This is a genomic window from Sorangium sp. So ce1335 (assembly GCF_051521615.1).
Taxonomy (GTDB): domain Bacteria; phylum Myxococcota_A; class Polyangia; order Polyangiales; family Polyangiaceae; genus Sorangium.
The window spans coordinates 5,951,361-5,976,272 of record NZ_CP150363.1 but is presented as its reverse complement, the minus strand read 5'-3'; the positions used below and the strand labels follow the sequence as shown (position 1 = coordinate 5,976,272).

Sequence of the window (24,912 nt, the reverse complement as noted above, 5' to 3'; positions counted from 1 at the left end):
CGCCTGCCGTCAGGGAGGGGCCTCGCCGCGCGCGCGCACGATGCGCCAGCGACCCCGGCAGCAGCGGGCGAACGACGAAGGAGGGGGGGCTGCCAGGCGATGAAGAGAACGGAAGCGAGATGGTTGCTGGCCCTTGTCGCGCTCGGGCTCGTGGCAGGGATCGTGGGCCTCATGGTCTGGCTCCGCGCCAGGGAGGCTCCGATGGACGGCCCCGCGGCTCCGGCGAGCGCCGCTTCGACGCGGGGAGCGCGGCGCCTCCGCGCGAGGGACGCGCCGCCCCCGAAGCTCGGGAGCATCGCGGGGCGGGTCGCGGACGCAGCCGGCTCGCCCGTCGCAGGCGCGCTGGCGTGCGCCAGCGCGAGCGCCGGAGCGAGCCTCCTGACGCCGGTCGATCTGGGCGAGCCGACGTGCGTGCCCGCTGGAGAGGACGGCCGCTACCAGATCTCGGGCCTCTCCCCCATGCGCTTGACGATCTTCGCCTCGGCGCCGGGCCACCGCCCGGCGGTCTTCGCGTCGCCCGATCCCGACCGCGCGCGCTGGATCGATCTCCGCCAGGGGGAGGCGCGCACCGGCGTCGATCTGACGCTCGTCCGCGGCGGCGTCGAGGTCCGGGGCCAGGTCAAGGACGTCAGCGGCGGGCCCGTCGCCGGGGCGCTCGTCACGGTTCATGGCTTCCCCGGATCGCACCAGGGCACCGCGGTGACGCGCTCCGACGCGGAGGGCGCCTTCTCCGCGTGGACCGAGGAGGGACACTGCCTGGTGCGCGCCACCGCCGACGGGTATGCCGAGGGGTCGCAGCACAGCGTGGCGCCGGGGCCGCCGATCGAGATCCTGCTGACGCCGGGCTCCGTGCTCGAGGGGCGGGTCGTCGAGGCGGGGTCGGGCGCGCCGATCGCCGGCGCGAAGATCAGCCCCGGGATGGAGCAGAGGTGGGGGCCCGGAGAGGTGAGACCCGTGTCGAGCGACGCGGAGGGGCGCTTCCGCGTCACGGGCCTGGCGCCCGGCCGGTACAAGCCCACGGCGCGCGCCGCGGGGGGCTATGGCCAGGCGCGCGCGAGCGTGGTGCTCGGGGTCGGTCAGACATCGAGCGAGGTGGTGATCGAGATGCACCCCGCCAGCAGCGTGGCCGGCCGCGTGGAGGTCGCGCCCGGGGGCGGGCCTTGCACGAGCGGCGCCGTCACCCTCGTCCACGAGGGGAGCGGCTGGCTCTCCGCTGTCCTCGAGGCCGACGGATCGGCGCGCTTCGAGGGGCTGCTGCCCGGCTCGTACCAGGTGATGGTGTTCTGCCAGGATCACGCGTCGGAGCCGACCTACCCCGCCGTGGAGGTCGGCGAGGCGGACCTCGAGGGCCTCGTGTGGACCGTCCGCGCCGGGCTGTCGCTCCGAGGTCGGGTGGTGGATCGCGAGGGCGTGCCTGTCCGCGCCGCCGTCCAGGCGATGCCGGTGGACAGGGGCGGGATGCCGTCCGGCGCCTTCGGGCAGAGCGAGGACAACGGCCGCTTCGTGCTCCGGGGGCTCCTCCCCGGCAAGCACAGGGTCATGGCGCGCTCGGACGATCACGTCCCGCCCGAGCCGGTGGAGGTCGATCTCGTCGATGAGCGCGCTCCCGAGGTCACCCTCGTGATGGACAGCGGGGGCAGCATCCAGGGCACCGTGACCGACGAGGACCGCCGCCCCATCGCAGGCGCGGAGGTGACGGCGATGTCGCAGCAGCCCGGGTGGGGCGGCCCTCCGAGCAGGTCCCTCGCGGACGGGACGTTCGTGATCAAGGGGATCACGCCGGGGGAGTACCGGGTCTGGGCCACGCAGGCGGGGATGCCCATGAGGAGGCCTGGTCAGGCCGCCGGCGACGCTCCCGGGGTCGCGGTGACCGTGAAGGCAGGGTCGACCGCGCGTGTGAGCCTGGTCGTGGAGCGCCAGGACGGCGAGATCCGCGGCCGCGTCGTCGACGAGAGCGGCGGGCCGGTGGCGGACGCGTTCGTCGATGTTCACCGGGAGCCCGACGGCGCGGACGCGCCGGGCGCCCCGCCTCGCCCGCCCATGCCGCCGGGGGAGGCGTGGTCGAACTCGCCGGTGCTCGCCGACACCGACGGGGCGTTCGTGGTCGGGAACCTGAGCCGGGGCACGTACACGGTCCAGGCGCACCGCCGCGGAGGGGGCAGCGGCGTCGCCGAGCACGTCAAGGTCGGCGATACGGTGACGCTCACGATCCAGGCGACAGGCACCGTGTCCGGCACCGTCTCCACCGCCGGCGGCGCGCCGCCCGATCGGTTCACGATCCGCGTCACGGGCCGCGAGGCGCCGTTCTTCCGGCACGAGTCCTTCGCGTTCACGGACGGGGCCTGGACGATGAGCGATCTGCCGGCGGGCCAGTACGACGTCGCTGCCGACGCCGCGGACGGGACGGCCACGGCGGAGGTGACGCTCGCGCAAGGGGAGCAGCGGAGCGGGGTGGCGCTCACGCTCGCCGGGCGCGTCGCCATCAAGGGTCAGGTGGTGTCCCTGGAAGACGGCGCGCCCATGGCCGGGGTGACCGTGCGCGCCTACCCGCGCGCCGGCGGCATGGCGCCCTCTCGGATGCCGGATCACAAGGTCACCGACAAGACGGGTCATTTTCATGTCGACCGTGTGCCCAGCGGTCCCCTCCTGGTCATGCTCATGCCCGCGGATCCGATGAGCTCTGCGGTCGATCCGGCGACGGTCCCGGTCGAGGTCCAGCCGGGTGAGGTGACCGACGTCGGGCGGCTGTTCATGGCGAGGCGCCGGTTGAAGCAGGGCGAATTTCCCGGCGATCTCGGGTTCACGCTCGAGCCCACGCAGTCACCGATGGATGTGGCCACGCGGCCGCACAGGGTGGTCGAGGTGCGCCGCGGCGGGCCGGCCGCCGCGGCGGGCCTGCAGGTGGGGGACGAGATCGTCTCGGTCGACGGCCACGATGTCACCGGCAAGCTGGGGTATCTGGTCGGGACCCTGCTCATGGTGTCCGAAGGGACCCGGGTGACCCTCGGGCTCTCGCGCGGGGCGAGCGCGTCCATCCTGGCCGCGGCGATGTCGCCACCCCCCGGCGCCGGGCCGGCTGGCCTCGGACCGGCGCCCCGCCCCGCGCCAGCGTCCCCGTAGGCGCCCGCGCCCCGGCGGCGAGGCTGGCGGTCGCCCACCCCACGTGACGCCGGCCGTGGTCGGCAACGTCGTGCCGCCCCGCGCTCCCGCGCTGCCCCCGCGCCTCTCAGCCGCGCCTGGCCCTGCCAGGCAGCGGCTCCGAGGCGCAGGGCCGCGGCGCCTCGCGCGCCTGCTCGATCGCCTGCGCGAGGCGGGACACGGCCTTGCGCGCGCCGGGGGCGGGCAGCGCGGCGAACCCGAGCAGCAGCCCCTCGAGCCGGCCCCGCGCGGCGCGGACCTGGTAGCTCGACAGGGCGCCCGGCGCGAGGCCCAGCAGGGCCGCGTGCTCGACCACCTCGCCGTCGCGGGCGCCGGTCAGGCGCGCGGTCAGGTGCAGCCCGCCCGTCCCTGGATCGAGCTGGAGGTGCGGCGACGAGAGCTCCTCCAGCGCGCGCGCGAGCGCGCCGCGCCGCTCTGCATAGAGCGCGCGCATGCGCCGCACGTGCCGCGCGAAGTGCCCCTCGCCGAGGAAGTCGGCGACGGCCCGCTGCACGGCCAGCGGCGGGGGCGGGTGCAGCAGGCTGGCCGCGCGGGCGAGCGCGTCGTGGGCGCCGTCCGGAACGACGAGGAAGCCGAGGCGCAGCGCGGGGAACATCGACTTGCTGAAGGTCCCCGCGTAGATCACCCGGCCCTGGTCATCGAGGCTCTTGAGGGCGGGCAGCGGCGCGGAGGCGTGCTGGAACTCCCCGTCGTAGTCGTCCTCGACGACCCACGCGCCGGCGCCGCGCGCCCAGGCCAGGAGGGCGAGCCGGCGCGGCAGCGAGAGCGCCATGCCCAGCGGCATCTGGTGGCTCGGCGTCACGAAGGCGAACCTGGCGCGCGGGGCGAGCGCGACGCCGCGGGCGACGACGAGCCCCTCGGCGTCCACCGGCACGGCCGCGAGCCGCAGCCCGGCGAGCTCGAGCGCGTCCCGCGTCCGGTGGTAGCCGGGGTCCTCGAGCCACGCCCGGTCCCCCGGCCGCGCGAGCGCGCGGGCGAGCAGGCCGAGCGCGCCGTGGTAGCCGCCGGTGATCATCACCTGCTCGGCGCGCGCGACGACGCCGCGCGAGACAGCGAGGTGCGCGGCGACGGCCTCGCGCAGGGCGCCGTCGCCGCACGGGTCGGAGCGCGCGAGATCGGAGGCGCGCGCGCGCCGCGCGTGCCGCCCGAGCAGCCGCGACCACGTCGCGACGGGGAACGCGTCGACAGCGGGGACGCCGATCTGGAAGGGGCGGAGCGCCGCGCGGCCGTGGGGCGCGGGGCGCGGGTCTCTCGCGGGCGCCGGCGGCGCGCCGCGAGGGGTGATGGGGAGCGGGCTCGTGACGAACGTGCCGGCCGCGCCGCGCGTGACGAGGAACCCTTCCACGGCGAGGCGCGCGTACGCGACGTCCACGGTCCCGCGCGAGACGCCCGCCTCGATCGCCATCGCGCGCGCCGAGGGGACCCGCGCGCCGGGGGCGAGCGCGCCCGTGAGGATGGCGCGGCGGATCCGGTCGTACAGCTGCGCGTGCAGCGGCCGGGCGCTCCGTTGCCGCGGCCTCGGGGGGTGGAGCCTGGCTCCGCGAGGACTCAGGATGGCCTACTCCCTTTCGCAGTTCTTGGCCCTGTCGCTGTACCATCATGAACGTATCCTGCCGGGCCATGGCAACCGAAATTCCCCGGCTCGACTTCCCTGCCTTTCAACAGCTCGCCCCGGAGACCGTCCGCGCGCTGCGCGCGGTCTCGGCGGCCACCAGGCAGAGCGCCCTCGGCGCGGAGCTCATCGAGCTCGTCAAGATCCGCGCGTCCCTGGTGAACCGCTGCCCGTTCTGCGTCGCGCTGCACCGGCGCGAGGCGCGGGCGCTCGGGATCTCGGCGGAGCGGCTCGAGGCGCTCGCCGGCTGGCGCGAGTCGCCGCACTTCACGAGGGCCGAGCGCGCCGCGCTCGCCTGGACCGACGCGCTGACGCAGCTCAGGGACGGCGACGTGCCCGACGAGGCGTACGGCGAGGTGTCAGCCGCCTTCTCCGGCGAGGACCTCGCGGCGCTGACGTCCGTCGTGGCGACGATCAACGCCTGGAACCGCATCGCCATGGCCTACAGGTTCCCGGCCGCGCCCGACGCCGGGAGCGGCCGATGAACCCGCCCCCGTCCGCCGCCGCGCGGTTCCGCGCGCTGCACGCGCCGGGGCAGGTCCTCGTCCTGCTCAACGCGTGGGACGCCGTGAGCGCCCGGATCGCCGAGGCCGCCGGGGGCGCCGCCATCGCGACCAGCAGCGCTGCGGTGGCCTGGGCGCACGGCATGGCCGACGGCGAGCGCTTGCCGCTCGACCGGTTGCTCGCCGCGGTACGCGACATCCTCCGCGCCGTGCGGGTCCCGGTGAGCGTCGATCTCGAGCGAGGCTACGCCGCGAGCGCCGAGGGCGTGGCCGACGCCGTATGCCGCCTCGCGGAGGCCGGCGCGGCGGGCGTCAACATCGAGGACGGGACCGAGCCGCCCGAGGCGCTCGCCTCCAGGCTGCTCGCCGCGCGGGGGGCGCTCCAGCGCGCAGGGCTGGACCTGTTCCTGAACGCGCGCACGGACGTGCTCCTTCGCCGCGCGCTCTCCGGCGCCGCGGCCCTCGACGACGTGGTGCGCCGCGCGCGGCGCTACATCGACGCGGGCTGCGACGGCCTGTTCGTGCCAGGCCTCTCGACGGCCGAGGAGCTCTTGCGCGTCGTCGCGGAGGTGCGCGTGCCTCTCAATGTATGGGCTTCTCCTGCGCTGCCGCCCATCGAGCAGCTCCGGACCCTCGGTGTGCGCCGGGTGAGCGTCGGGCCGCGCCTTGCGCTGACGGCGCTGTCGGCCGCGAGGCAGGACGCAGCGCAGATCCTTGGGGGCGGCTGGGCGCCTCCGTCCCACGGGGCGCCGCTGAGCTATGCCGAGGTCAACGGGTGGTTCGCGTGAGCGGGCCATGACCTCGACGCAGGCCCTTCCGCCATGGCATGAGGGGCCCATGCCCGAGCGAGCGCTCTCGATCCCCATCCCCGACGGCAGCGTGCTCTCCGGCGTGATCCACGCGCCCGCCGCGCGCGCGAGGCGCTCCGGTGTGGCCGTGGTGCTGGGCCACGGGGCCGGCGGCGACATGCACGCGCCGCTCTTGGTCGACGTCGCCCGGGGGCTCGCGGACCGCGGGCACACGGTGCTTCGCTTCAACTTCCCGTACAAGGAGCTCGGCCGGAAGGCGCCTGACAGGCCGGAGAAGCTCGAGATGGCCTACGAGGCGGCCATCGCGAGGCTGCGGAAGGAGAAGCCGGAGCGGCTCGTGATCGGCGGCAAGTCCATGGGCGGGCGGATCGCGTCGCTGCTCGCGGCGCGGGCCGTCCCGTGCGACGGGCTCGTGTTCCTCGGGTACCCGCTGCACCCCGCGGGCAGGCGCGACGCGCTCCGCGACGAGCACCTTCCGGCCATCAAGGCGCCGATGCTCTTCCTCCAGGGCACCCGGGACCCGCTGTGCGATCTCGATCTCCTCCGGCCTGTGCTGAAGCGCCTCGGCCGCAGGGCGCGCCTTCACGTGGTGGAGGGCGGCGACCATTCGCTCGAGGTGCTGAAGTCTTCCGGCCGGACGCCGGAGAGCGTGCTCGCCGAGATCCTCGCCGCCATCGGCGGGTGGCTCGTGAAGCGTGTCTCTGGCGAGAAGGCGTGACGTCACGGGGGCGCTGCAGGGGCAAATACCCTCCTTGTCGGAGGGGCGGTCCGCCCCATAGGCCGGCGGAGGCTCACCCGACAGACGAACCCGGCGCGGCTGTGCGGCTGGTCGGGCGGGGCTGCTCGGCCGTGATCGGCGCCGCTCGAGGGCATCGACGGGCACCACGCTTCAGGCTCGTTCCTGGCGTGTTCCCGAGCGATGGGGCAGACGCCGAAGCCTCCACGGCCAGGAGCGCCGAAGAGAGCAGGAGAGATCGGCCGATCCGCCGAGTCTCGGACTTCCGCGCTATCGTCGGGCCCGCCGCGGCCGAGGTGCTGGACCTCCCGGGACGCTCGGCCGCCGCGCTTGCGCCGCGGAAACCAGCAGCCTACGATCCCGGCAGCGGATCGTGGAGCCCACGTTCCCGGCGCTGGCTGATGTGTCCATGGCAAATCTTGCTCCCTACTGCACCGCGGCTACAGCCATTCCCGACGAGCTTCGCGGCCTTCCTGTCCTGACGGCCTACGGCGATCCCGATGATCACCTTCGGCTGACCGCCCTCATAGGGCACCATATCGGCAGCGCGACGGGCGTCGGCGTAGCCGACGCGGCGGCCACATGCCTTTCGCCCGAGGCATCGTGGCGCGCGCGTCAAGACGCGCTCGAGCATCTGCTTCGCCACGCGAAGCCGCGGTCCGGCTCCACGTTCCTCGGCGTGCTCTTCGACATCGACGCGCTCGATATCGGTCCACTCAGCCCCGAGAGTCGATGGGACGATCGCGACTTTCGCCTGGAACGCGACGAGTTCCTGACGAGGATGCTCAGCTCGGTTGACCAGAGGAAGTGGTTCGTCGTCCGCCCCATGCCCTCTCCTGACATCGCGCTGCCATCGAATGATGCGGGAGGGGGATCTGCTCTGGCGTTCCCGGAGCTCGCCGATATCAACGACGAGCTCGCCCCCGAGTGCCGACCGATCCTGGACTGGCTGGTCCGGAGCGGTACGCTCAGCGCGGTGGATGTCCGCGAGCGGTTCGAGGCAGGCGAGCGCGCGGGCTTCGACCGGCACCTGATCTCGGTCGCGTACAACACGCTCCGAGGGACCAGCGCAGAGACGGCGAAGCGCTGGAGTAGCCTCCGCCGTGCTCAATACATCGATGACCATTCCTTGCCCGGACCGCTCCTCGACCGGCGAGAGGCCGTCATCTCCGGCATCATCGACGACAACACGCCGATGACGGTGGCGGCCGTGGAGGAGCTCTGCAAGAGAGGCTTCCTCCAACCAGGGCCGCTGGTCGATGGAAACCTCACATGGCGCATGCCACGGAGCGTTCGCGTGTTTCTCCGCCGGCACGCGCAGGCGAGCATGCCGGATCGCATCGGCGCTGACCACCGTACCCTGGCGGCGCTCGCGGCGGCGGGTGCAGATGTAGAGGGAGAGCTCGAAGGCCACTACCACGCCGTCCACGTCCACCCCATCCGAGAGCAGGACATCGACAGGGCCTTCGAGACAGCTCGGTACTATGTCGCGGACCTTCGCGCCATGGCCGTCCGGTTGAGCGTGGTCAGCGAGGACCATCTGAACGCCGCGCGGATCTTCAGGCGGATACTCGACGTGGACGGGACTGACGCCTACGCCTGGGAGTACTTCGCTTATAACCTGTCGAAGTCGTACAAGAACGAGCTGCCTCCGGAGCAGGATCGCGCCCTCATTCTGGAGGCGTACAAGAAGGCGACCGAGCACGCCCGCGATCGAGACAATCCGTTATACCACGGCCGGCTACTCGGCTTTCGTGCCCGGCTGGGCGAGGATGTCAGGCGCGAATTCGACCAGCGCATGCGCCTCTACGTCGAATACCCCAGCAGCACGATCGCCGTCGGGTACTTCGCGGAAGCCGTGCTCAACGGCGTTCCCGCGGGGCCGACGCGCCGAACCATGATCGCGCGATGGGCGAAGCAGCTCGAGAAGAATGACCGGCTCGCGCGCATCGTGAGAGAGGCTGCGTGATCTCCGTCGAGAGTGGGACGGATCTGCCTCGGCCAGGGGCGGATCGGCTGGTGCTCTACCTGCTCGGTCCCGGGTTCGGCGAGAGCCAGGTGATCGCCTTTCCGGATGGCCGCTGGATGGTCGTCGATAGCTGCATGCGCGCCGGTCTCAACCTGCCCCTGGCGCTTCTGCGACATCTAGGCTGCAAGGAGAAGATCGATCTCCTCGCCATCACCCACCCCGACCTCGATCACATCCGCGGTGTGCCGGACCTGGTCCGCGCCTTCCGGCCGGCCGTCATCTGGCAATACCCGGTCTGGGCGAGCCTGCGAGACTACCTGGCCCGGTGGTCCCACAAGGGGGCAGAGGGCAGGAGGGAGCGACGGTTGCGGCATGTTTACGAAGCGCATTGCGCGATCGATGCGCTCGCCGAGGAGACCGACTGCCGCGAGTACGCGTCCATCACCTCGCGGGCGTGGAAGCCCGATCCCTCCGCGGACTACGAGGTACACAGCATCGCGCCCACCAACCACGATCAGCGCGCGAGCCACGAATGGATCGAGGGACTGTTCGATATTGACGGCGGTCGCGTGCGCGTCGACGAGGGGATCGCTCGCTGGCTGCTCGGCGGCGGCGAGCTGACCGATGCCCCTAACGGCCTCTCGCTCGCCCTCTCCGTGAGCTGGAGGGGTCGACGCTTCCTGCTCTGCGGAGACGTCGAGAACGGCACTGTCTCTCCTCTCTCGGGCTGGCGAGGCATCCTTCGGCACCTGCAGCGCCCGGACGTCCACCTCCAGCACCTCATCACCGGGCTCGAGCTGGTGAAGGTGGCGCACCACGGCTCCCGCGGGGCCTTCCACGTGCCGGCCTGGGAGCTGCACGGAGCAGGGCGGGAGCATCCTCCTGTCGCGCTGCTCACACCCTTCAACAAGGGGGCTTCTCCCCTGCCGAGCGAGCAGGTCCTCTACGCGCTCCGCACCCATGCGAGCTATCTCGGCATCACGGCCAACGCTGGTCGAGCATTCGAGCGCACAGAATCGCAGATGTGGATGCGCGTCCCGGGGCCGTCTCGGAACCGGAAGAAGAGAATGGGTCCGGTCGTCGCTGCCGTGTTCGACGGAGACGGCTCCCTTCGGCTGCATGCCGCCGACATGGGAGCGCTCTTCGAGGTAAAGCCGCTTCCGACTAGGTATGACCGGGTTCTCTCTGAAGAATTCGATCCTGACGGCGGCCCCACGTCGACATGACGTCTGTCCGACCTGACGCCGCCGAGGACCGTCCGGCAAGCGTCTGGGTGCATCCGGCGGAGCGGTCGACCTGGTGAGCTCGGGTCGCTGGATGATCTCGCGCCGCTGCGGCGCGTGGCCACGGGCTCGGGCGATGAGGCGACGCTCAGGTCCGAGGGAAATGGCGCGGCAGATGTTGTCCGGGCTCGAGGGCGCGGGCCATGCCCTCCGTCGCGCGCTGATAGCTGCGCCGCGATCTGCCGTTCCGGCGGCGGACGCGGCGGGCTAAGCTCGTCGCCCGGGAGGCAACACCCGTCGATGCGCTGCTTCCTCTGTCATCGCCGGATCGTGGCCGCCGCGGGTTGCCCGTTGCACGGCGGCGCCGCCGAGGAGCCCGAGGCGGTCGCGGCGGAGGTCGCGCCGCGCGTGGAGGGGTTCGACGGGCTCCGCCTGCTCGACGAGGGCGGCTTCGCCCGCGTGTTCGCGGCCTCGCGGCGGGAGGACGGCCTCGCGGTGGCGCTCAAGATCGCGCGCGATCGAGGCGATCCGCGCTTCTCGCGCGAGGCGGCCGCGCTCCGGCGGATCGGCCCGCCCGCGGTGCCGCGGCTGCTCGCCGAGGGCGAGGTCGAAGGGGGCTTTCCGTACCTCGCCCTCGAGCTGCTCGAGGGCGAGACGCTGGCGCGGTGGATGGCGGCGCTCCCCGGCGCGGGCGCGGCCGCGCCGGCCGACGCCGCGCGGCTCGTGGACGCGCTTGGCGCCGCTGTCGACAGGATCCACGCGGCCGGCGTGGTGCACCGGGATCTCAAGCCGGAGAACGTGATGGTCCGACCGGCGGAGGCGCCGGCGCGGGAGGTCGCCCTGCTCGATCTCGGGCTCGCGCGGATGGAGGAGGGGAGCGGCGCGGCGGGGGAGGGGGGGCCGCCAACGCACACGGGGCTCCGGCTCGGCAGCGTCGTGTACATGGCGCCGGAGCAGTGCCTCGACGCGCGCGACGTCGACGCCCGCGCGGACCTGTATTCGCTCGGCGTCATCGCGTTCGAGCTGCTCACGGGGCGTCCGCCCTTCGTGGGAGACGCGTCGGCGGTCGTCCACGCGCATGTCTCCCAGCGCCCGCCGCGGCCATCGGAGCTCGCGCCCGTCCCGCGGGGCGTCGACGGCGTCCTGCTGCGCGCCCTGGCCAAGGCGCGGGACGAGCGCTTCGGATCCGCGCGAGCCTTCGCCGAGGCGCTCGCGGGCGTCGTGGCCTCTCCGCCGGCGCGAAGGGGCGGACAGGGGCAGGGGCAGCACGGGCTCGATGAAGGGCAGCACGGGCTCGATGAAGGGCAGCACGGGCTCGATGAAGGGCAGCACGGGCTCGATGAAGGGCAGCACGGGCTCGATGAAGGGCAGCACGGGCTCGATGAAGGGCAGCACGGGCTCGATGAAGGGCAGCACGGGCTCGATGAAGGGCTTCAGCGAGGCGAAAAGGGCTTCAGCGAGGCGAAAAGGGCTTCAGCGAGGCGAAAAGGGCTTCAGAGGGCGGGTGCACCCCCCCAGAGGGCGGGTGCACCCCCCCAGAGGGCGGGTGCACCCCCCCAGAGGGCGGGTGCACCCCCCCAGAGGGCGGGTGCACCCCCCCAGAGGCCGGGTGCACCCCCCCAGAGCCCCGGTGCACCCCCCCAGAGCCCTGGTGCACCCCCCCAGAGCCCTGGTGCACCCCCCCAGAGCCCTGGTGCACCCCCCCAGAGCCCCGGTGCACCCCCCCAGAGCCCCGGTGACTCCCGCCAGGCCGCTGCGCCGACCCGTTCTGCCCCGCCGCGCCGCAGCCCCGTCGCGCTCCTCGCGGTCCGCACCGCCGCGCCCATGGACGAGGTCGTCGGCACCGCCGCCTCCTTCGGCGGGCGGCTCGCCCGGGTGCAGGACGGCATCTACGTCATCGCCTTTCCCGGGGCCGCCCGCCCGCGCGCCCGCGCCGCCCTCGCGGCGGCCCGGCGGCTCGTTGCCGCGTCGGATCACGCGACCTCGGCGGCGGTGCACGTGGCCGAGCTCCAGGTGCGCGAGGGCGCCACGGGGATGGTCTTCGCAGGCCCCGCGCTCGCCCGGCCCGCGAGCTTCTGGCCCCCCGGCGCGGCGCACGCCGTCGCGGTCACCCCGGAGGTCGCCGCCCTCCTCGACGAGGCGGCCGACGACAGCGCCAGCGCGGGCTCGGCCCCGCCGGAGACCCCGGCCGCCGACCTGCCGCTCCGGGGGCGCGACGCGCTCGTCGCCGAGGTCGTCGCGCACGCGCGCGACGCGTGGCGCGACGGCGCGCCGCTCCTGCTCACCCTGCTCGGCGAGGTCGGCCACGGCAAGACGCGCCTCTGCGAGGCCGTCGCCGCGGCGCTCTCGGCCGAGCCCGGTGTGCAGGTGATCGCCGTCGCCGCGAGCCCGCCCGACGTCGCCGAGCCGGCGGGGCTCGTCCGCGCGCTGCTCTGCGCGTCGCTCGACCTCACGCCCGGCGCGGGCGTACCCGCGATCCGCGAGGCATGCCTCGCGCGGCTCGGCCCCGAGCTCGGCCTCGCCGCGTGGCCGGCGATCGCGTTTGCGCAGGGCGCCCTCCCCGAGACCGACCCCGCCGTCGTCGCGGTGCTCGCCGCGCCGGGGGCGCTCCGCCAGACGCTCGCGCGGGCCGCGGGCGAGGCGCTCCAGCGGCTCTCGCAGGGGCGCCCGCTCGCCCTGATCGTCGACGACGCGCAGCACGGCGACCAGGCCGGCCTCGACGCGCTCGACGTCGCGACCCTCTCGGGCGCCCGCGCGCCGCTCGCCGTGCTCGCGGCGGCGACCCCGGCGCTCACCGCGATGCGGCCCGTCCACGGCGAGCGGGCGGCGCGCGCCCTGCTGCGGACGGTCCCGCCGCTCGACCCGGGCGCCGCGCGCGCGCTGCTCCTCGATCGCCTGCACCCGGTCGAGTTCGTGCCGGAGCCGGTGGTCGCCGGCCTGCTCGACGCGGCGCAGGGGGTGCCGCTCTTCCTCGTCGAGCTCGCCGCGGCGCTCCGGCAGGCGGGCGCGATCCGGAAGGTCCGCGGCGGCCCGGGGTGGTACCTCGCCGGCGACGAGATCGCGCGCGGCGAGGCCGCGCCGATCATGAGCCGCCTCGCGCGGCGCGCGCTCGCGGGCCTGCCGCCGCCGCTCGCCGAGCTCGCGCGGGTGTGCGCCGTGGCGGGCGACGCGCTCTCGGTCGACGAGGTCGGGGCCCTCGTCGACGCGGCGGCGGCCGAGGGCGCCGCCCTCGCTTGCCGGGACCTCGACCCGGGCGTCGGCCTGTCGCGGCTCGCGCGCCGCGGCCTGCTGCGCGCCGCGGACGGCGAGCGGCTCGCGTTCGCGCACCCGCTCCTCCGCGAGGCCGTCGAGGCGGAGGTGCCCGCGGCGCTGCGGCGGCGGCTGCACGGGATCGCCCTCCGCCGCCTGCTCGCTGCGCCCGCGGAGCGGGGCGGCCGGCTCGCGCGGATCGCGCGGCACGCGGCGGCGGCCGGCGCGCACGCGGAGGCCGCGGCGGCCTGCTTCGAGCTCGCCGAGGACGCGCGGCGGCGGCACCTCTATGTGGACGCGGAGCGGCACTACACCGCGGCGCTCGCCGAGGGCGAGGCGACGCCGGCGCAGGGCAAGGCGGCGCCGGCGGAGGGCGAGGGGGCGCCCGTGGGCGAGGGGGCGCCCGTCGAGGAGGGCGCGCCGGCGCCGGCGCGCTCCGTGAGCCGGGCCGCCGTGCTGGCGGGCCGGGGGAAGGTCCGCTACCGGATCCAGCGCTTCGACGACGCGGCCGGCGATCTCCGCGCCGCGCGGGCGCTCGCGGAGGCGGCCGCGGACGACGCGATGGTCGCCGATCTGCTGCTCGAGGAGGCGACCATCCTGGACTGGTGCGACGACTTCGCCGGCTCGCAGGCGCTCGTGGACCTCGCGCGGCCGCTCGTGGAGCGGCTCGGCGACGCCGGGATCGAGGTGCGCTGCGAGGTGGCCGTGGGGCGCGGGCACTTCCGCCGGCAGCAGCTCGAGGACGCCATCGCGCGCCTCGCGCCCGCTGCCCGGCGCGCCGAGGCGCTCGGAGACCACGAGAGCTGCGTGATCGCCCTGCTCCTGGTCGCGCCCGCGCTGGTCTACGCCGGCCGCCTCGACGAGGCGGAGGCCCGGTTCGACGAGGTCATCGAGCGCTGCGAGCGCGTGGGCGACCGCCTGCACCTGGGCGGCGCCTACCAGAACCGGCTGACGATCCGGCTGATGCGCGAGGACCCGGAGGGCGCCGTGAGCGACCTGCGGACCGCCGTCGCCCTGGCCCGCGAGCTCGGCAACGCGTACCTCGAGCGCGGGCCCGCCCACAACCTCGCCGAGCTGCTCTACTGGGGCGGCGAGCTCGGGGAGGCGCTGCCGCTCGCGCTCCGCGCCTGGGAGCTCCAGCAGCGGTTCTTCGAGGCGAGCGCGATGCCGGACTTCGCGCTGCTCGTGGCGCGGATCCACTGCGCGCGCGGCGAGCTCGGCGAGGCCAGGCGCCACCTCGATCGGGTGCGGAGCCGCTGCGACCTCGAGGCCGCACCGCCGGTGACGCGGGTGCTGGTCCGCCTCTGCGCGCAGGTCCTGGAGGGCGCGGGCGCGCCGGCGGAGGCGTGGGAGGCGCTCGTCGCCGAGGTCCGCGAGGCCGCGCTCCTCAGCGAGCACATCGAGGTCCTCTGCTTCGCCGCGGCCGCCGCGCTGGAGGGCGGGAGGCGCGAGGACGCCCGCCGCTTCCTCGAAGAGGCGGCGCAGATGACCTGGGGCTCGCGGTTCTGGAAGGGGCGGCTCTCGCGCCTCGCGGCGCAGCTCGACCAGCACGAGCTCGCGTGATCGGCCCTCCGGGCCGCCTGTCGCCCTCCAGGCGACAGACCTCCGCCCGGTGTCGCGGCGCGCGCCACAACGCGCCCCGCGAGCGGGGACGATGGCGCGCGCTTCCGGGGCCGACCGGCATGGCGCGGGACGTGCTCTGATTTCGTAGACCAGACTCGTAGACCCGACCTGCGCACCAGAAAAGGGGCCACAATGAACCGACGAACCGCCTGTCTCGGAGTCTCCACCCTGTCGCTGACCGCGGGCATCGTGCTCGCCGCCGGCGCCTCCAGCGCGAGCAGCGGGATCCCGGTGCCGCTCATGGTCATCGCCAACCACATGACGCTCGACCACCTGGGCCACAACCTGCTCACGACCAACCGGGAGAGCCTCGAGGCGCTCGTCTCCCATCCGCTGGACGATCGATCCCTCGCCGACGACGCCACGCTCCACAACGCCTTGCGCGATCCGCGCGCGAGAGAGACGATGCAGGCCATCGTCGAGTGCGCGCTCGGGAAGGACCAGCCCCCCGTGTCGTGGACGCCCACGCCGGAAGATATCGCGGCCAAGAGAGACCAGGACAGGGCGAGGAGAGCCCACGCGCTCGGGCAGGGCGCCGCCGGCCTCACGGTCACGAGGATGGCTGACCCTGACGCCATCATCGATGTCGAGCCCCGCTCCTTCAAGGGGAGCCTCGGGCTCTGCCGCGACTGGGCCACGCAGAAGCCGTCCGAGGCCTGCCAGGAGGTCGTCTCGGCGTGCCTGCTCGCAAGGAACAATCCGGCAGGCGAGCGACTTGATATCTGGCTTCAGGGCGCTCCGTCGCTCGGGGGCTCTGCCCAGAGGGAGATGGAGAACTTCCCGTGGATGGAAGGCGCGTTCTACGGCAATCTCTTCGACGCGGAGGCGCTGAACGAGAAGGCCGAGGTGACGCTCGTCGGGCCTTACACGATCGAGCGACCGGCCGTGGGCGAGGATGAGGTCATCTACACGAAGGCGTTCGTCTGTGCTGGCGAGCAATCGGGCGACGTCCCCGAGAGCGAGGTTCCGCCGGACATCTACATGCAAACGCGCACCTGCAAGCAGTCCGCGTTCCTGGGGATGCGCGAGAACAGCGCTCCCAACGCAGGATGCGTCGCCCGGTTCGTCGGGCTGTGCCGCTCGCCTCGACGGACAGTAACAATCGTCCCGACGGGCACCACGATCTCGTATCCGCTGTTCGCGGACGCGAGCTGCACCGAGTCGGATCGCGCCTACAACAACTGCCGGGGCGGCGATCGGGTCTGGTCGCACGCCCTCACCGTGTTCCTGCAAGGGCAGGGATCCATCGTCCCGTCCAGCGCTGCGGCTCTCGCGCGGATCAAGGCCAACTCGGCCCCGCCGAAGCTCCCCGGAGCGTCGGGCGCGGCGGCGCCCCGGGCGCCCGAGAGCCAGAAGCCGCGCGCGGTGCCCGTACCGGCGCCGCCCCCGACCAGGGGTTAGCCATCCTCGTGGTCCGCAATCCGGCGGGGCCTCATCGATGGAGATCCTGCGTCGTCACGGCGGAGCAGCGCGCTTGCATTCCGCCGCTGGCTCGGGCGATCTCGTCGCACCATGGCAGCGACGACGAGGCCTCACGACCCGACCGGCACGATCGCCGACGAGGACCCGAGCGCCTCCGACCACCTCGCCCCCGGCACCCTCGCCGGCGATTTCCTTGTCGAGGAGGCGCGGAGCCACGGCGGCTTCGCGGTCGTCTACCTGGCCACGCAGCTCGGGACGGGGCGCCCCGTCGCGCTCAAGGTCCTCCGGCGGCGCCTCGCCGCAAGCTCGCGGATCCTCGAGCGATTCCAGCAGGAGGCCGCCGCCCTCCGGCGCCTCGCCCACCCGCACATCGTCGAGATCCTCGGCGCGGGGGACCTGTCCGACGGCAGGCCCTACATCGCGGTGGAGTGGCTCGAGGGCCGCACGCTCCGGCAAGAGCTCCGCGCCCGCGGCGCGCTCTCGGTCGCGGAGGCGCTCGCCGTCGTCGAGGAGGTCGGCGGCGCGCTCGCCGCCGCGCACGCGCTCGGGATCGTCCACCGCGACGTCAAGGCGCAGAACATCATGGCGATCCCGCGCGGCGGGTGGTTCACGACGCGGCTCGTGGACTTCGGGATCGCCAAGCTGCTCGAGCCCGAGCGGCTCGGCCGCGCGCCCATCTTCACGCAGGGCAGCGTGCTCGGGACGCCGGGCAGCATGGCGCCCGAGCAGATCGCCGGCCGCCCCGTCGACGCGCGGACCGACGTCTACGCGCTCGGCCTGCTCTTGTACGAGCTGCTCACCGGGCAGCCCGCGTTTCAGGCGGACAACCTGGTCGAGCTCGAGGATCTCCAGCTCTTCGCCCCGCCGCCGCGGGCCGGCGACCTCGTGGCCGTGCCGCCCGCCGTCGACGCCGCGCTCGCGCGCTGCCTCCAGAAGTCGCCGGACGCGCGTTACCCGGGCGTGGACGCGCTCCTCGCCGACCTGCGCGCGGCGCCGCGCGCGGCGCAGGAGGCGGCCGCCGTGACCGAGGCCGCCGCGCTGCACGTGGGCGTGAGCCTCGACGCGGCGGACGAGCTCGACGAGGCGGCGTTCGACGACGCCGAGGCGGTCCTCGCGATAGCGCGGCAGGCAGCGGCCGACGCGGGGCTGGTCACGGTCGTCGACGGCGGCGGCGTGCTCGTCGGGGCGACGACGCTCCCCGGCGATCCGGAGGGCGGCCGCGCAGCGCGGGCCCGGCTCGTCCGCGCGGCGCGCGCGCTCGAGGCGACGATCGCCGCGCGGCCCGGCCCGAGCCCCGCGGTCCAGGTCGCGCTGGTGCTGCACGCAGCGCCCGCGCGGGTCCAGGGCGCGCGGGGGCAGGAGCGGTTCCAGGGCGGAGAGCTGTTGCGCCTCGACGCGTGGACCGCGGGGTGTCCCCGGGGCGGCCTCGTGATCACGCCCGCGGCGCGCGCCGGGACCGACGAGCACTGAGCGCTGTCGCCTCGGCGTCGCGCTGGGCGCCGTCGGCTCGGCGCCGCGCCGATCGCTGTCGCCTCGGCGTCGCAGCGCCGAGCGCGCGCGTCGCCTGACGGGCGACACCGCCGCGCGGCGGCGCCGACTCGACCTCTCGCAACAGGCCTGATCGCCGCGGCGGCGCGCCGCCGAGCCGCTGGCACGCGCGGTGCTCAGCGTCCGAGACGGGAAGCCGATGGAACCTGGGCCTTGAGCGCTCCGGGACGATCCATCCGCGTCTGTGATCCGGCAGCGGGCGGCGCGGCCCGTATCCGAGGGAGGCCGCGCGCAGCGAGCCAGCGTTTCATCGACGAGAAGGAGAGAGCCATGAAAACGAATCGTTGGATGATGAAGGGTGTTGTTCTTCTGTCCTCCTGCGCCGCGCTCGTCTTCGCGGGGTGCTTCGCGCCCGTGGCGGAGGGCGAAGCGCCGGGCTCCGACGCGGCGCGCGGCGAGGCGCTGGCCGGCGACGCCGAGGCGCCGGTCGGCGAAGGCGAGGCGCTGGCCGGCGACGGCCCGGAGCAGGTGGGCGTGTCGCAGGAGGAGCTCACCGCCTGTCAATCGGTGTACAGGCACGGCGGCTCCGCCATCGAGCGTACCTACACCACCAGTGTCGGCTGCTACTGCGGCGACGGGTTCGTTCGGGACCGCTTCACGGTGTGGAACGACGGGGACGGGGACTGCTCCGGCATCAGGTGGCTGACGTCCGATCCTCGTGATTGCCGCATCCTCGTGAGCGTCAAGGACTCGGGCGGGTGGTTTTACGGGAACTGCAACTACCTCATCGAGAAGAAGGAGGATCTGCTGAGCTGCAAGGGCCATTGCGGCGGGCAAGCCCCGGGCGGTTGCTACTGCGACGCGGCGTGCACGGGCTACGGAGACTGCTGCGCCGATTACGGTCCGACCTGCTGATCGTGGCCCGCGCGGCGGAGGTCGGAGCGCGTCCCTCTACTCGCAGGGCAGGATGCGCAACACCTTGATCCTCGTGTTCGTGCTGCCGGGCGCGACGAAGGCCGCGCTCCCGTCGGGGAACGCGACGAGGTCCTGATAGCGGTTGCCGAGCACGTCGACCTCCAGCGGCTCGCCCTCGGCCTCGCCGGTCGCGCGGTCGCGGGTCTGCACGTACATCGCGCGGGCCCGGTCGTTGCGGGCGATGTCGCCGGCGGCCGTCGTGCTCTCCCAGGCCGCGATCATGTGGGCATCGCCATAGGCCGCCAGGTGCGGGGCGCGGTGGTTCAGGCCCGGGTCGCTGGCGATCGTGATGTCCTGCTCCGCGGCGCCGCCCGTGAAGCGGAGCAGCCGCACCTCCGCGAGCCCGTTCGCGCCCGCCGGCTGGCCCGGGCGGATGTTGCTCGCCGTGAGCCAGGTGCCGCCGCCGGCGGCGGTGACGAGGTTCCCCAGGTTCGAGTACGCGAGATCGACCGGGTAGATTGTCGTGTAGCTGGGCGCGAGCGCGATGCGGTTGTTGTTGTCGGTCTTGCACACCGTGACGAACTTGCCCGCGCGGTCGTCCCAGAGGATGCGCTCGTAGCCGCTGTGGCTGCAGCCCCAGTCGAAGCCGTCCCGCTGCAGCGCGCCGTCCGCGTCGACCACCTTCATGCGATCGCCCTGGTGGATGTTGATGCACCCCCCTTGCGACACGCTGATCGCGGCGCCGAAGTAGCCCGCATAGCGCGCGCCGTCGAAGGCGATGCGGCCGTGATGGGCGTACCACCAGATCATGGTCACGTTGGGTCCGGTGGGACCTGTCGAGTAGGGCGGCAGCGCGGCGCTCGAGCTCGTGAGCTTGGTCGCCCAGGTCTCGCTCGTGCCGTCGAAGCGGACCATGTACATATCGTGACAGGGGACCGGCGGGGACGGCGGCGTGCCGCAGAGGTTCGTCGGCGCGCCGCAATTCAAGGTTCCGCCGCCCTCCGCATCGCGGGTCAGCAGCAAAACCCCACCGCTGTCATCGGCGTACAGATCGGAAAAGTCGTTTGCCGGCAGGCCGAACGGGCGACCCACGACCTGATCGCCGGCGTCGAGCTGGGCGATGTGGACCTGATCGTCGTCGCCCATCCAGGCGAGGCGCGAGCCGCCGGACCGCATCGGCGAGATCACGAGCGGCTTCAGCGCGGCCTCGTCCTCGTTGTTGATGACGCGGACCCCGACGTCGATCTCGGTGATGCGGATGCGGTCCCGGGTGATGCCGCACGCGCGTGGGCCGGGATCGCCGCCCGCGCCGCCGCCGCTGCTGGCGCTCGTGTCGCCGCCCGCGCCGCCGCCGCTGCTTGCGCTCGTATCGCCGCCCGCGCCGCCGCCGCTGCTGGCGCTCGTATCGCCGCCGGTGCCCGTGCTGGCGCTCGCCCCGCCGGTGCCGCTGCTGGTGCTCGCCCCGCCGGTGCCGCTGCCGGTGCTCGCCCCGCCGGTGCCCGTGCTGGCGCTCGCCCCGCCGGTGCCGCTGCTGGCGCTGCTCGTTCCCCCGGCGTCGCGGCTCGCTGCCGAGCCCGACTCTCCCACGCAGGCCGCGGGCCACGCGACGAGGACCAGAGACCACATGACGCGCAGGGTTCGTGTCGACATCCCATCAATTTACAGCGCGGATACCATGCATCACAAGCGTTTCATGAAGAGAAGAATTGCACACGGTGAACACGCATTTTGCAGGAAACGGCGCACGTCGCCGCACCCTCGACGCGCCTTCGGCACGCGCTCAACAGCCGACGATCCGCACCGTCTTCCCCCCGTGCACCACCTCCCGCACGAACAGCCTCTCTGCCCACGACAGCTCCTTGCGCAGGTCGAACATCACGAGCCACCCTTCGCCGAGCCCCGCGTGGTCGAGGTACCGCGCCACCTGATCGAGCGCGTCGACCACGGTCTCCGTGTCGCGGCGGACCTTCGCCTCGACGGCGTGGCGCTCGTCGCGCCAGCAGATCATCAGGTCGAGCGCGCCGCGCCCCAGCCCATATTCGCGCTCGACCCGTCCCCCGCCGTTCACGACCCGCTGCAGGAAGGCCATGAGCATCAGGTGAGGCCCGGACTCGCGGTAGCCGAACCCCTCGGCGGCGAGGTGGCCATCCTTGCGCCAGAACGCCTGCCAGTCGGTGAAGAGCTTGCCCATGTCGAGCGAGCCGTCCGGGCGGACGTACGCTGCGGGCTCGGCCGGGATCTGCGCCTGCCGAATGAACGTCAGCGCGCGCGGGACGACCTCGCGGTAGATGGGATTCGCGATCTCGAAGCGCCCGGCGTGGAAGCGGATCAGGCCCAGTCCGAGGACACGAGCGGCCGGTCGCTTCGCGCCGCGAGATCCCGCAGGTAGCGCACGACGAAGGTGCTCGCGGGGTCGACGCTGCGGACGTCGTCCGCGGGGCGGCCAAGGTCCGGCAGATCGCGCTCGACAGCGGTGTCCAGCGCATAGAGGACGGCCTCGAAGGCCTTCGCCGGATCGGGCTCCTCGCGGGCGATCTGGAGGTCGACCCAGGCCGCACGGAAGCGGCCCTCGCGGTTCAGGTGCTCGACGAGCCAGCGGGCGCTCGTTGTCTTGCCCGTCTGGCGGCCGGCGTGGAGCGTGAAGTACCTCCGGTTCTCGATGTGCTCGAGGGCCGGGCCGAGGCGGCGTCCGGGCGGGAGCATGTAGTGCTCGCCGGGGATGCAGGGGCCTGCGGTGTTGAACGAGCGGTGCACGGGGGGAAACTACCACGCAAGGGCCCCCGAGCCCGGCGGAGCCCCGCGCAACGCGGCGAGCACGGCGTCCGAGGGCCGGGCAGCCCCGGCGACGCCGGGTCGTGGGGTGCTTCGGCCGAAGGTGGGGGCTTTTTGAACCGCCAAGACGCCATGAGACGCCAAGAAAATACAAAGATCTTGGCGTCTCATGGCGCCTTGGCGGTTCCATCACCCCTCCGGGTCCCGCTCCGGCCCGAGCCCGTGCCGGTGGAGCAGGCGGTACAGGTACCGCCGGTCGAGCCCCGCGGCGGCCGCGGCCCGCGAGACCTTGCCGCCGTGGGCGCGGAGGAGCGCCTCGAAATACCGCCGCTCGAAGTCCGCGAGCACCCGGTCGCGCGCCTCGGCGTACGGCAGGCCGACGTCGATCTCCGCCGGCGCGCTCGGCGGCGCGTGGGCGCCCATCGGCGGCGGCGCGCGGAACACGAGGTACTGCTCCACGTAGTTCCTGAGCTCGCGCACGTTGCCCGGCCACGCCGCGCGCTTCATCCGGGCGATCACCTGCGGCTCCCGCAGCGCCGCGGCCTCCTCCGGCGTCGCGTGCAGCGCCGCGAGCAGATCGTCGATCAGCGCCGGGATGTCCTCGGGCCGCTGCCGCAGCGGGGGCAGCGGGATCCGCACGACGGCGATCCGGAAGTAGAGGTCGGCCCGGAAGCGGCCCGCGTTGACCTCGGCGCGAAGGTCCCGGTGCGTGGCGGCGATGACGCGCACGTCCACAGGCCGCGGCGTGTTCGTCCCGACGCGGCGGATCTCGCGCGCCTCGAGCGCCCTGAGGAGCTTCGGCTGGAGGTCGAGCGGCAGCTCGCCGATCTCGTCGAGGAAGATCGTCCCGCCCGACGCCTCCTCGAAGGCGCCGATCCGCGCCTCGCCCGCGCCCGTGAACGCGCCCTTCGCGTGCCCGAACAGCTCGCTCTCGATGAGGTTGCCGTGGATCGCCCCGCAGTCGACGACGACGAACGGCCTGTCCCGCCGCGCGCTCCGCTCGTGCACCGAGCGCGCCGCCTGGCTCTTGCCGGTGCCCGTCTCGCCCTCGATCAGCACCGTCACGTCGCGCTCCGCGGCCCGCGCCAGCATCGCGAACACCGCCCGCATCGCCGCAGACGCGCCCGACAGCGCGCCGAACCGCGCCTCCTCCCAGAGCGGCAGGCGGTTGTGCTCCGTCCCGAACTCGAAGCGCGCCACCGTCTTGCCGAGCCGGATGAGGCTGCCGGTGCGCAAAAGGGCCTCCACGACGCGCACGCCGTCGACGACCGTGCCGTTGTGGCTCCGGAGGTCGCGGACGCGCGCCCCGGCGTCGTCGATGCGGATCTCGCAGTGGAACCGCGACACCGTGGCGTCGGCGACGACGAGGTCGTTGCCCTCGCCCGATCCGATCGAGCACCGATCGGCCGAGGAGTCCCAGACGGCGCCCCGGGCCGGGCCCTCCACGAGCTCGACGCGGAAGCGGCGGACCATGCCCGCCGTGTCGTCCAGGCGAGCGCCGGGGTGGGTCAGCGTGTCGGCGCCGCCGGCGGCTCTCTTCGGAGGTTCGCTCGCCATGGGGACACGATATCACGGCGCCGTCGCGCCCCGCCCGGCGCCGTCCCTCCTCAGAAGAACCCGATCGGCCCCGGCGACCACGGCAGCTCCACCGCCTCGCCGACAGCCGGCGGCGCCACGCGCCGGAGCTTCCCGTCGCGCCACGCGAGGAGCACGAGGGCCGGATCCTCGAGCGGCGCGCCGAGATCGATCTCGATCCGCGAGGGCCTGCCGTCCTCGACCTCGGCGACCCGGATCGTGGCGCCGCACTGGGCGACCTGATGCCCCGCCTGGAGCGGCGCGGAAGGCGCGCGGTACAGGGTCTCGAACGCGCCCGTCAGCATCGTCCGGCCGATCGGCGCGAGGGTGAACGACGACGGGCCGGTGCGCGTGAGGCGGTGCGGGGCCTTGGCCATCGAGAGCGTCGACCAGCAGGAGATGGCGCCGGGCGACTCGAGGAGGACGATGGGCGAGGCATAGATGGCCGCCATCGGATCCGACGCGGCGGCGAGGAAGACCCGCTTCCGGGGCGGCGCCCCGATCTCCGCCGTGCGGGCGACGCCCTCGACCTTCCGCGCGATGTCGGCGCTCGCGCGGGTGCCGGCGACGAACAGGAGCGGCGCGATCGCGACGTGGACGAGCGCGAGCAGCCCCGCGCCGGCGCGGCGGCCGGCGGACGCGAGCCCGGGCGAGCCGCCGCGGTGGAGCCCGCGGAGGACGAGCACGGCGAGGAGCGGCGCGATCCCGAGGTTCGGCAAGAGCAGCAGGCGCGCCCCGGGGAAGCCCCCGAGGGTCGTGAAGAGCGCGAGCAGCGCCCCGGGCACGAGCCAGCGCAGGGCGGCCCGCTCGCGCTCGGGGATCGCGGGGAGGCACGCGCGGTAGAGGAGGGCGGCGCCGGCCGCCGACGCGAGCCCGAGCGCGACGAAGGGCGCCGCGGGGAGCGCGTTGGCGAGGTCGGCGGGCACGCCCGCGACCGCATTGCCGATCAGGATGGGCAGGCGCTCCGCGGCCGCGGCCGCGAACCGCAGCGGGGTCGCGAGCGGATCGACGTAGCCGCCGGTGTTCGCGGCGCCGCCGCCGAAGGCCTTGTAGGCCGCGAAGTACGCGAGCAGGCCGGCCGCCGGGAGCGCGCTCGCCGCGCGGGCGCGCCACCCTGCCGCGCGGCCCTCGGGCGCGGGACCGGCGAGCTGGTAGGCGACCCAGTACGCCGCCGCGCCGAGCGCCGCCTCGCCGCCGAGGAGCCCGATCCCGAGCCCGAGCGGGCCCAGGTACCGCCCGGGCCGCCAGCCCTCCTCGCGGTGGCGGAGGTGGGCGAGCAGCCCGAGCACCACCGGGAGCGCCGCGAGCAGCAGGTGCTGGCACGAGATCCACCCGGCCGCGTTCGCGTGGCTCTGGCTCACGGCGAAGATCAGCAGCGCGAGCGCCGCTGTCGCGCGCGGGAGCACCCGGAAGAAGAGCCTGCCGGCGGCCGCGACGAGCGCGACGTACAGCGCGATGGACACGAGGTGATACCCGAGCGGCGCGTGGCCGAAGGCGGCGCGCTCGAGCGCGATGAGCGCGCTGGTCAGGGGGCGGACCAGGTGGAGCTTCACCTCGGGATCGGTCCACCACGGCACCCCGGACGTGGCGATGCGCGCCTGCGTCGCGCGCGGGTCGCCGCTGAAGAAGTTGTAGAGATCGTACCAGGGCGGCGCGTCGGGGATCAGCTCCGCGAGATAACAGAGAAAGATGTAATCATCGCTGTAGAAGCCGACGGCGACGGTGGGCGCCGCCACGGCGAGCGCGATGAACAGGACGGCTTTGAAGAAATGAGGATGGCAGAGCCACCGCTCGGCGCGATCCGGCAAGCTCGGTTTCATTCCGCCTCGCCGGCATCCGTAGGGCGCCCGCCGCGCC

Annotated in this window: 16 protein-coding genes; 10 read left to right on the top strand and 6 right to left on the bottom strand. The window is 74.0% G+C overall.

Annotation, left to right across the window (positions count from 1 at the left end):
* The first annotated feature begins 99 nt into the window (after nt 1–99).
* Nucleotides 100–3,120, top strand: coding sequence for a carboxypeptidase regulatory-like domain-containing protein (locus WMF24_RS22055; RefSeq protein WP_437738405.1), 3,021 nt, complete (start codon nt 100–102; stop codon nt 3,118–3,120).
* A gap of 106 nt (nt 3,121–3,226) precedes the next feature.
* Here the strand turns inward: WMF24_RS22055 and WMF24_RS22050 are convergent, their stop codons facing one another.
* The gene (locus tag WMF24_RS22050) at nt 3,227–4,639 is read right to left on the bottom strand and encodes a PLP-dependent aminotransferase family protein (RefSeq protein ID WP_437738835.1); all 1,413 of its coding nucleotides are present in this window, start codon (nt 4,637–4,639) and stop codon (nt 3,227–3,229) included.
* 140 nt (nt 4,640–4,779) lie between these two features.
* Here WMF24_RS22050 and WMF24_RS22045 point away from each other — a divergent pair, with 140 nt between their 5' ends.
* The 9 genes from WMF24_RS22045 to WMF24_RS22005 all read left to right on the top strand — a co-directional run bounded on the left by WMF24_RS22045 (nt 4,780) and on the right by WMF24_RS22005 (nt 18,708).
* Entirely contained in the window at nt 4,780–5,256 is a 477-nt protein-coding gene (locus WMF24_RS22045; RefSeq protein ID WP_437738404.1) for a carboxymuconolactone decarboxylase family protein, read from the top strand.
* On the top strand, nt 5,253–6,062 hold the full coding sequence (locus WMF24_RS22040; protein WP_437738403.1) for an isocitrate lyase/PEP mutase family protein: 810 nt from the start codon (nt 5,253–5,255) through the stop codon (nt 6,060–6,062). Before WMF24_RS22045 ends, WMF24_RS22040 begins: the two co-directional genes overlap by 4 nt.
* A gap of 49 nt (nt 6,063–6,111) precedes the next feature.
* Nucleotides 6,112–6,801 (top strand): alpha/beta hydrolase family protein, encoded by a 690-nt coding sequence (locus WMF24_RS22035; protein WP_437738402.1) that lies wholly within the window; start codon nt 6,112–6,114, stop codon nt 6,799–6,801.
* Between the two features lie 391 nt (nt 6,802–7,192).
* On the top strand, nt 7,193–8,788 hold the full coding sequence (locus WMF24_RS22030; RefSeq protein WP_437738401.1) for a hypothetical protein: 1,596 nt from the start codon (nt 7,193–7,195) through the stop codon (nt 8,786–8,788).
* A gap of 50 nt (nt 8,789–8,838) precedes the next feature.
* A complete protein-coding gene (locus WMF24_RS22025; protein WP_437738400.1) occupies nt 8,839–10,014 on the top strand; it encodes an MBL fold metallo-hydrolase in 1,176 nt (391 codons plus the stop codon).
* 297 nt (nt 10,015–10,311) lie between these two features.
* The gene (locus WMF24_RS22020) at nt 10,312–14,823 is read left to right on the top strand and encodes a serine/threonine-protein kinase (protein ID WP_437738399.1); all 4,512 of its coding nucleotides are present in this window, start codon (nt 10,312–10,314) and stop codon (nt 14,821–14,823) included.
* 192 nt (nt 14,824–15,015) lie between these two features.
* Nucleotides 15,016–16,284 carry a hypothetical protein gene (locus WMF24_RS22015; RefSeq protein WP_437738398.1) on the top strand — a complete coding sequence of 423 codons (1,269 nt, stop codon included), beginning with the start codon at nt 15,016–15,018 and terminating at the stop codon, nt 16,282–16,284.
* A gap of 111 nt (nt 16,285–16,395) precedes the next feature.
* Nucleotides 16,396–17,775 (top strand): serine/threonine-protein kinase, encoded by a 1,380-nt coding sequence (locus WMF24_RS22010; RefSeq protein WP_437738397.1) that lies wholly within the window; start codon nt 16,396–16,398, stop codon nt 17,773–17,775.
* A gap of 348 nt (nt 17,776–18,123) precedes the next feature.
* Nucleotides 18,124–18,708, top strand: coding sequence for a hypothetical protein (locus tag WMF24_RS22005; protein ID WP_437738396.1), 585 nt, complete (start codon nt 18,124–18,126; stop codon nt 18,706–18,708).
* A 36-nt stretch (nt 18,709–18,744) separates the two neighbouring features.
* Here WMF24_RS22005 and WMF24_RS22000 read toward each other — a convergent pair whose 3' ends face one another.
* The 5 genes from WMF24_RS22000 to WMF24_RS21980 form a co-directional block, all read right to left on the bottom strand.
* Nucleotides 18,745–20,358: a hypothetical protein gene (locus WMF24_RS22000; RefSeq protein ID WP_437738395.1), complete on the bottom strand. Its 1,614-nt coding sequence runs from the start codon at nt 20,356–20,358 to the stop codon at nt 18,745–18,747.
* A 130-nt stretch (nt 20,359–20,488) separates the two neighbouring features.
* On the bottom strand, nt 20,489–20,899 hold the full coding sequence (locus WMF24_RS21995) for a hypothetical protein (protein ID WP_437738394.1): 411 nt from the start codon (nt 20,897–20,899) through the stop codon (nt 20,489–20,491).
* 137 nt (nt 20,900–21,036) lie between these two features.
* Complete coding sequence (locus WMF24_RS21990) at nt 21,037–21,462, bottom strand: hypothetical protein (protein ID WP_437738393.1); 426 nt, start codon at nt 21,460–21,462, stop codon at nt 21,037–21,039.
* A 207-nt stretch (nt 21,463–21,669) separates the two neighbouring features.
* Entirely contained in the window at nt 21,670–23,037 is a 1,368-nt protein-coding gene (locus WMF24_RS21985) for a sigma 54-interacting transcriptional regulator (protein WP_437738392.1), read from the bottom strand.
* Between the two features lie 50 nt (nt 23,038–23,087).
* Nucleotides 23,088–24,875: a hypothetical protein gene (locus tag WMF24_RS21980; protein ID WP_437738391.1), complete on the bottom strand. Its 1,788-nt coding sequence runs from the start codon at nt 24,873–24,875 to the stop codon at nt 23,088–23,090.
* Nucleotides 24,876–24,912 lie beyond the last annotated feature (37 nt).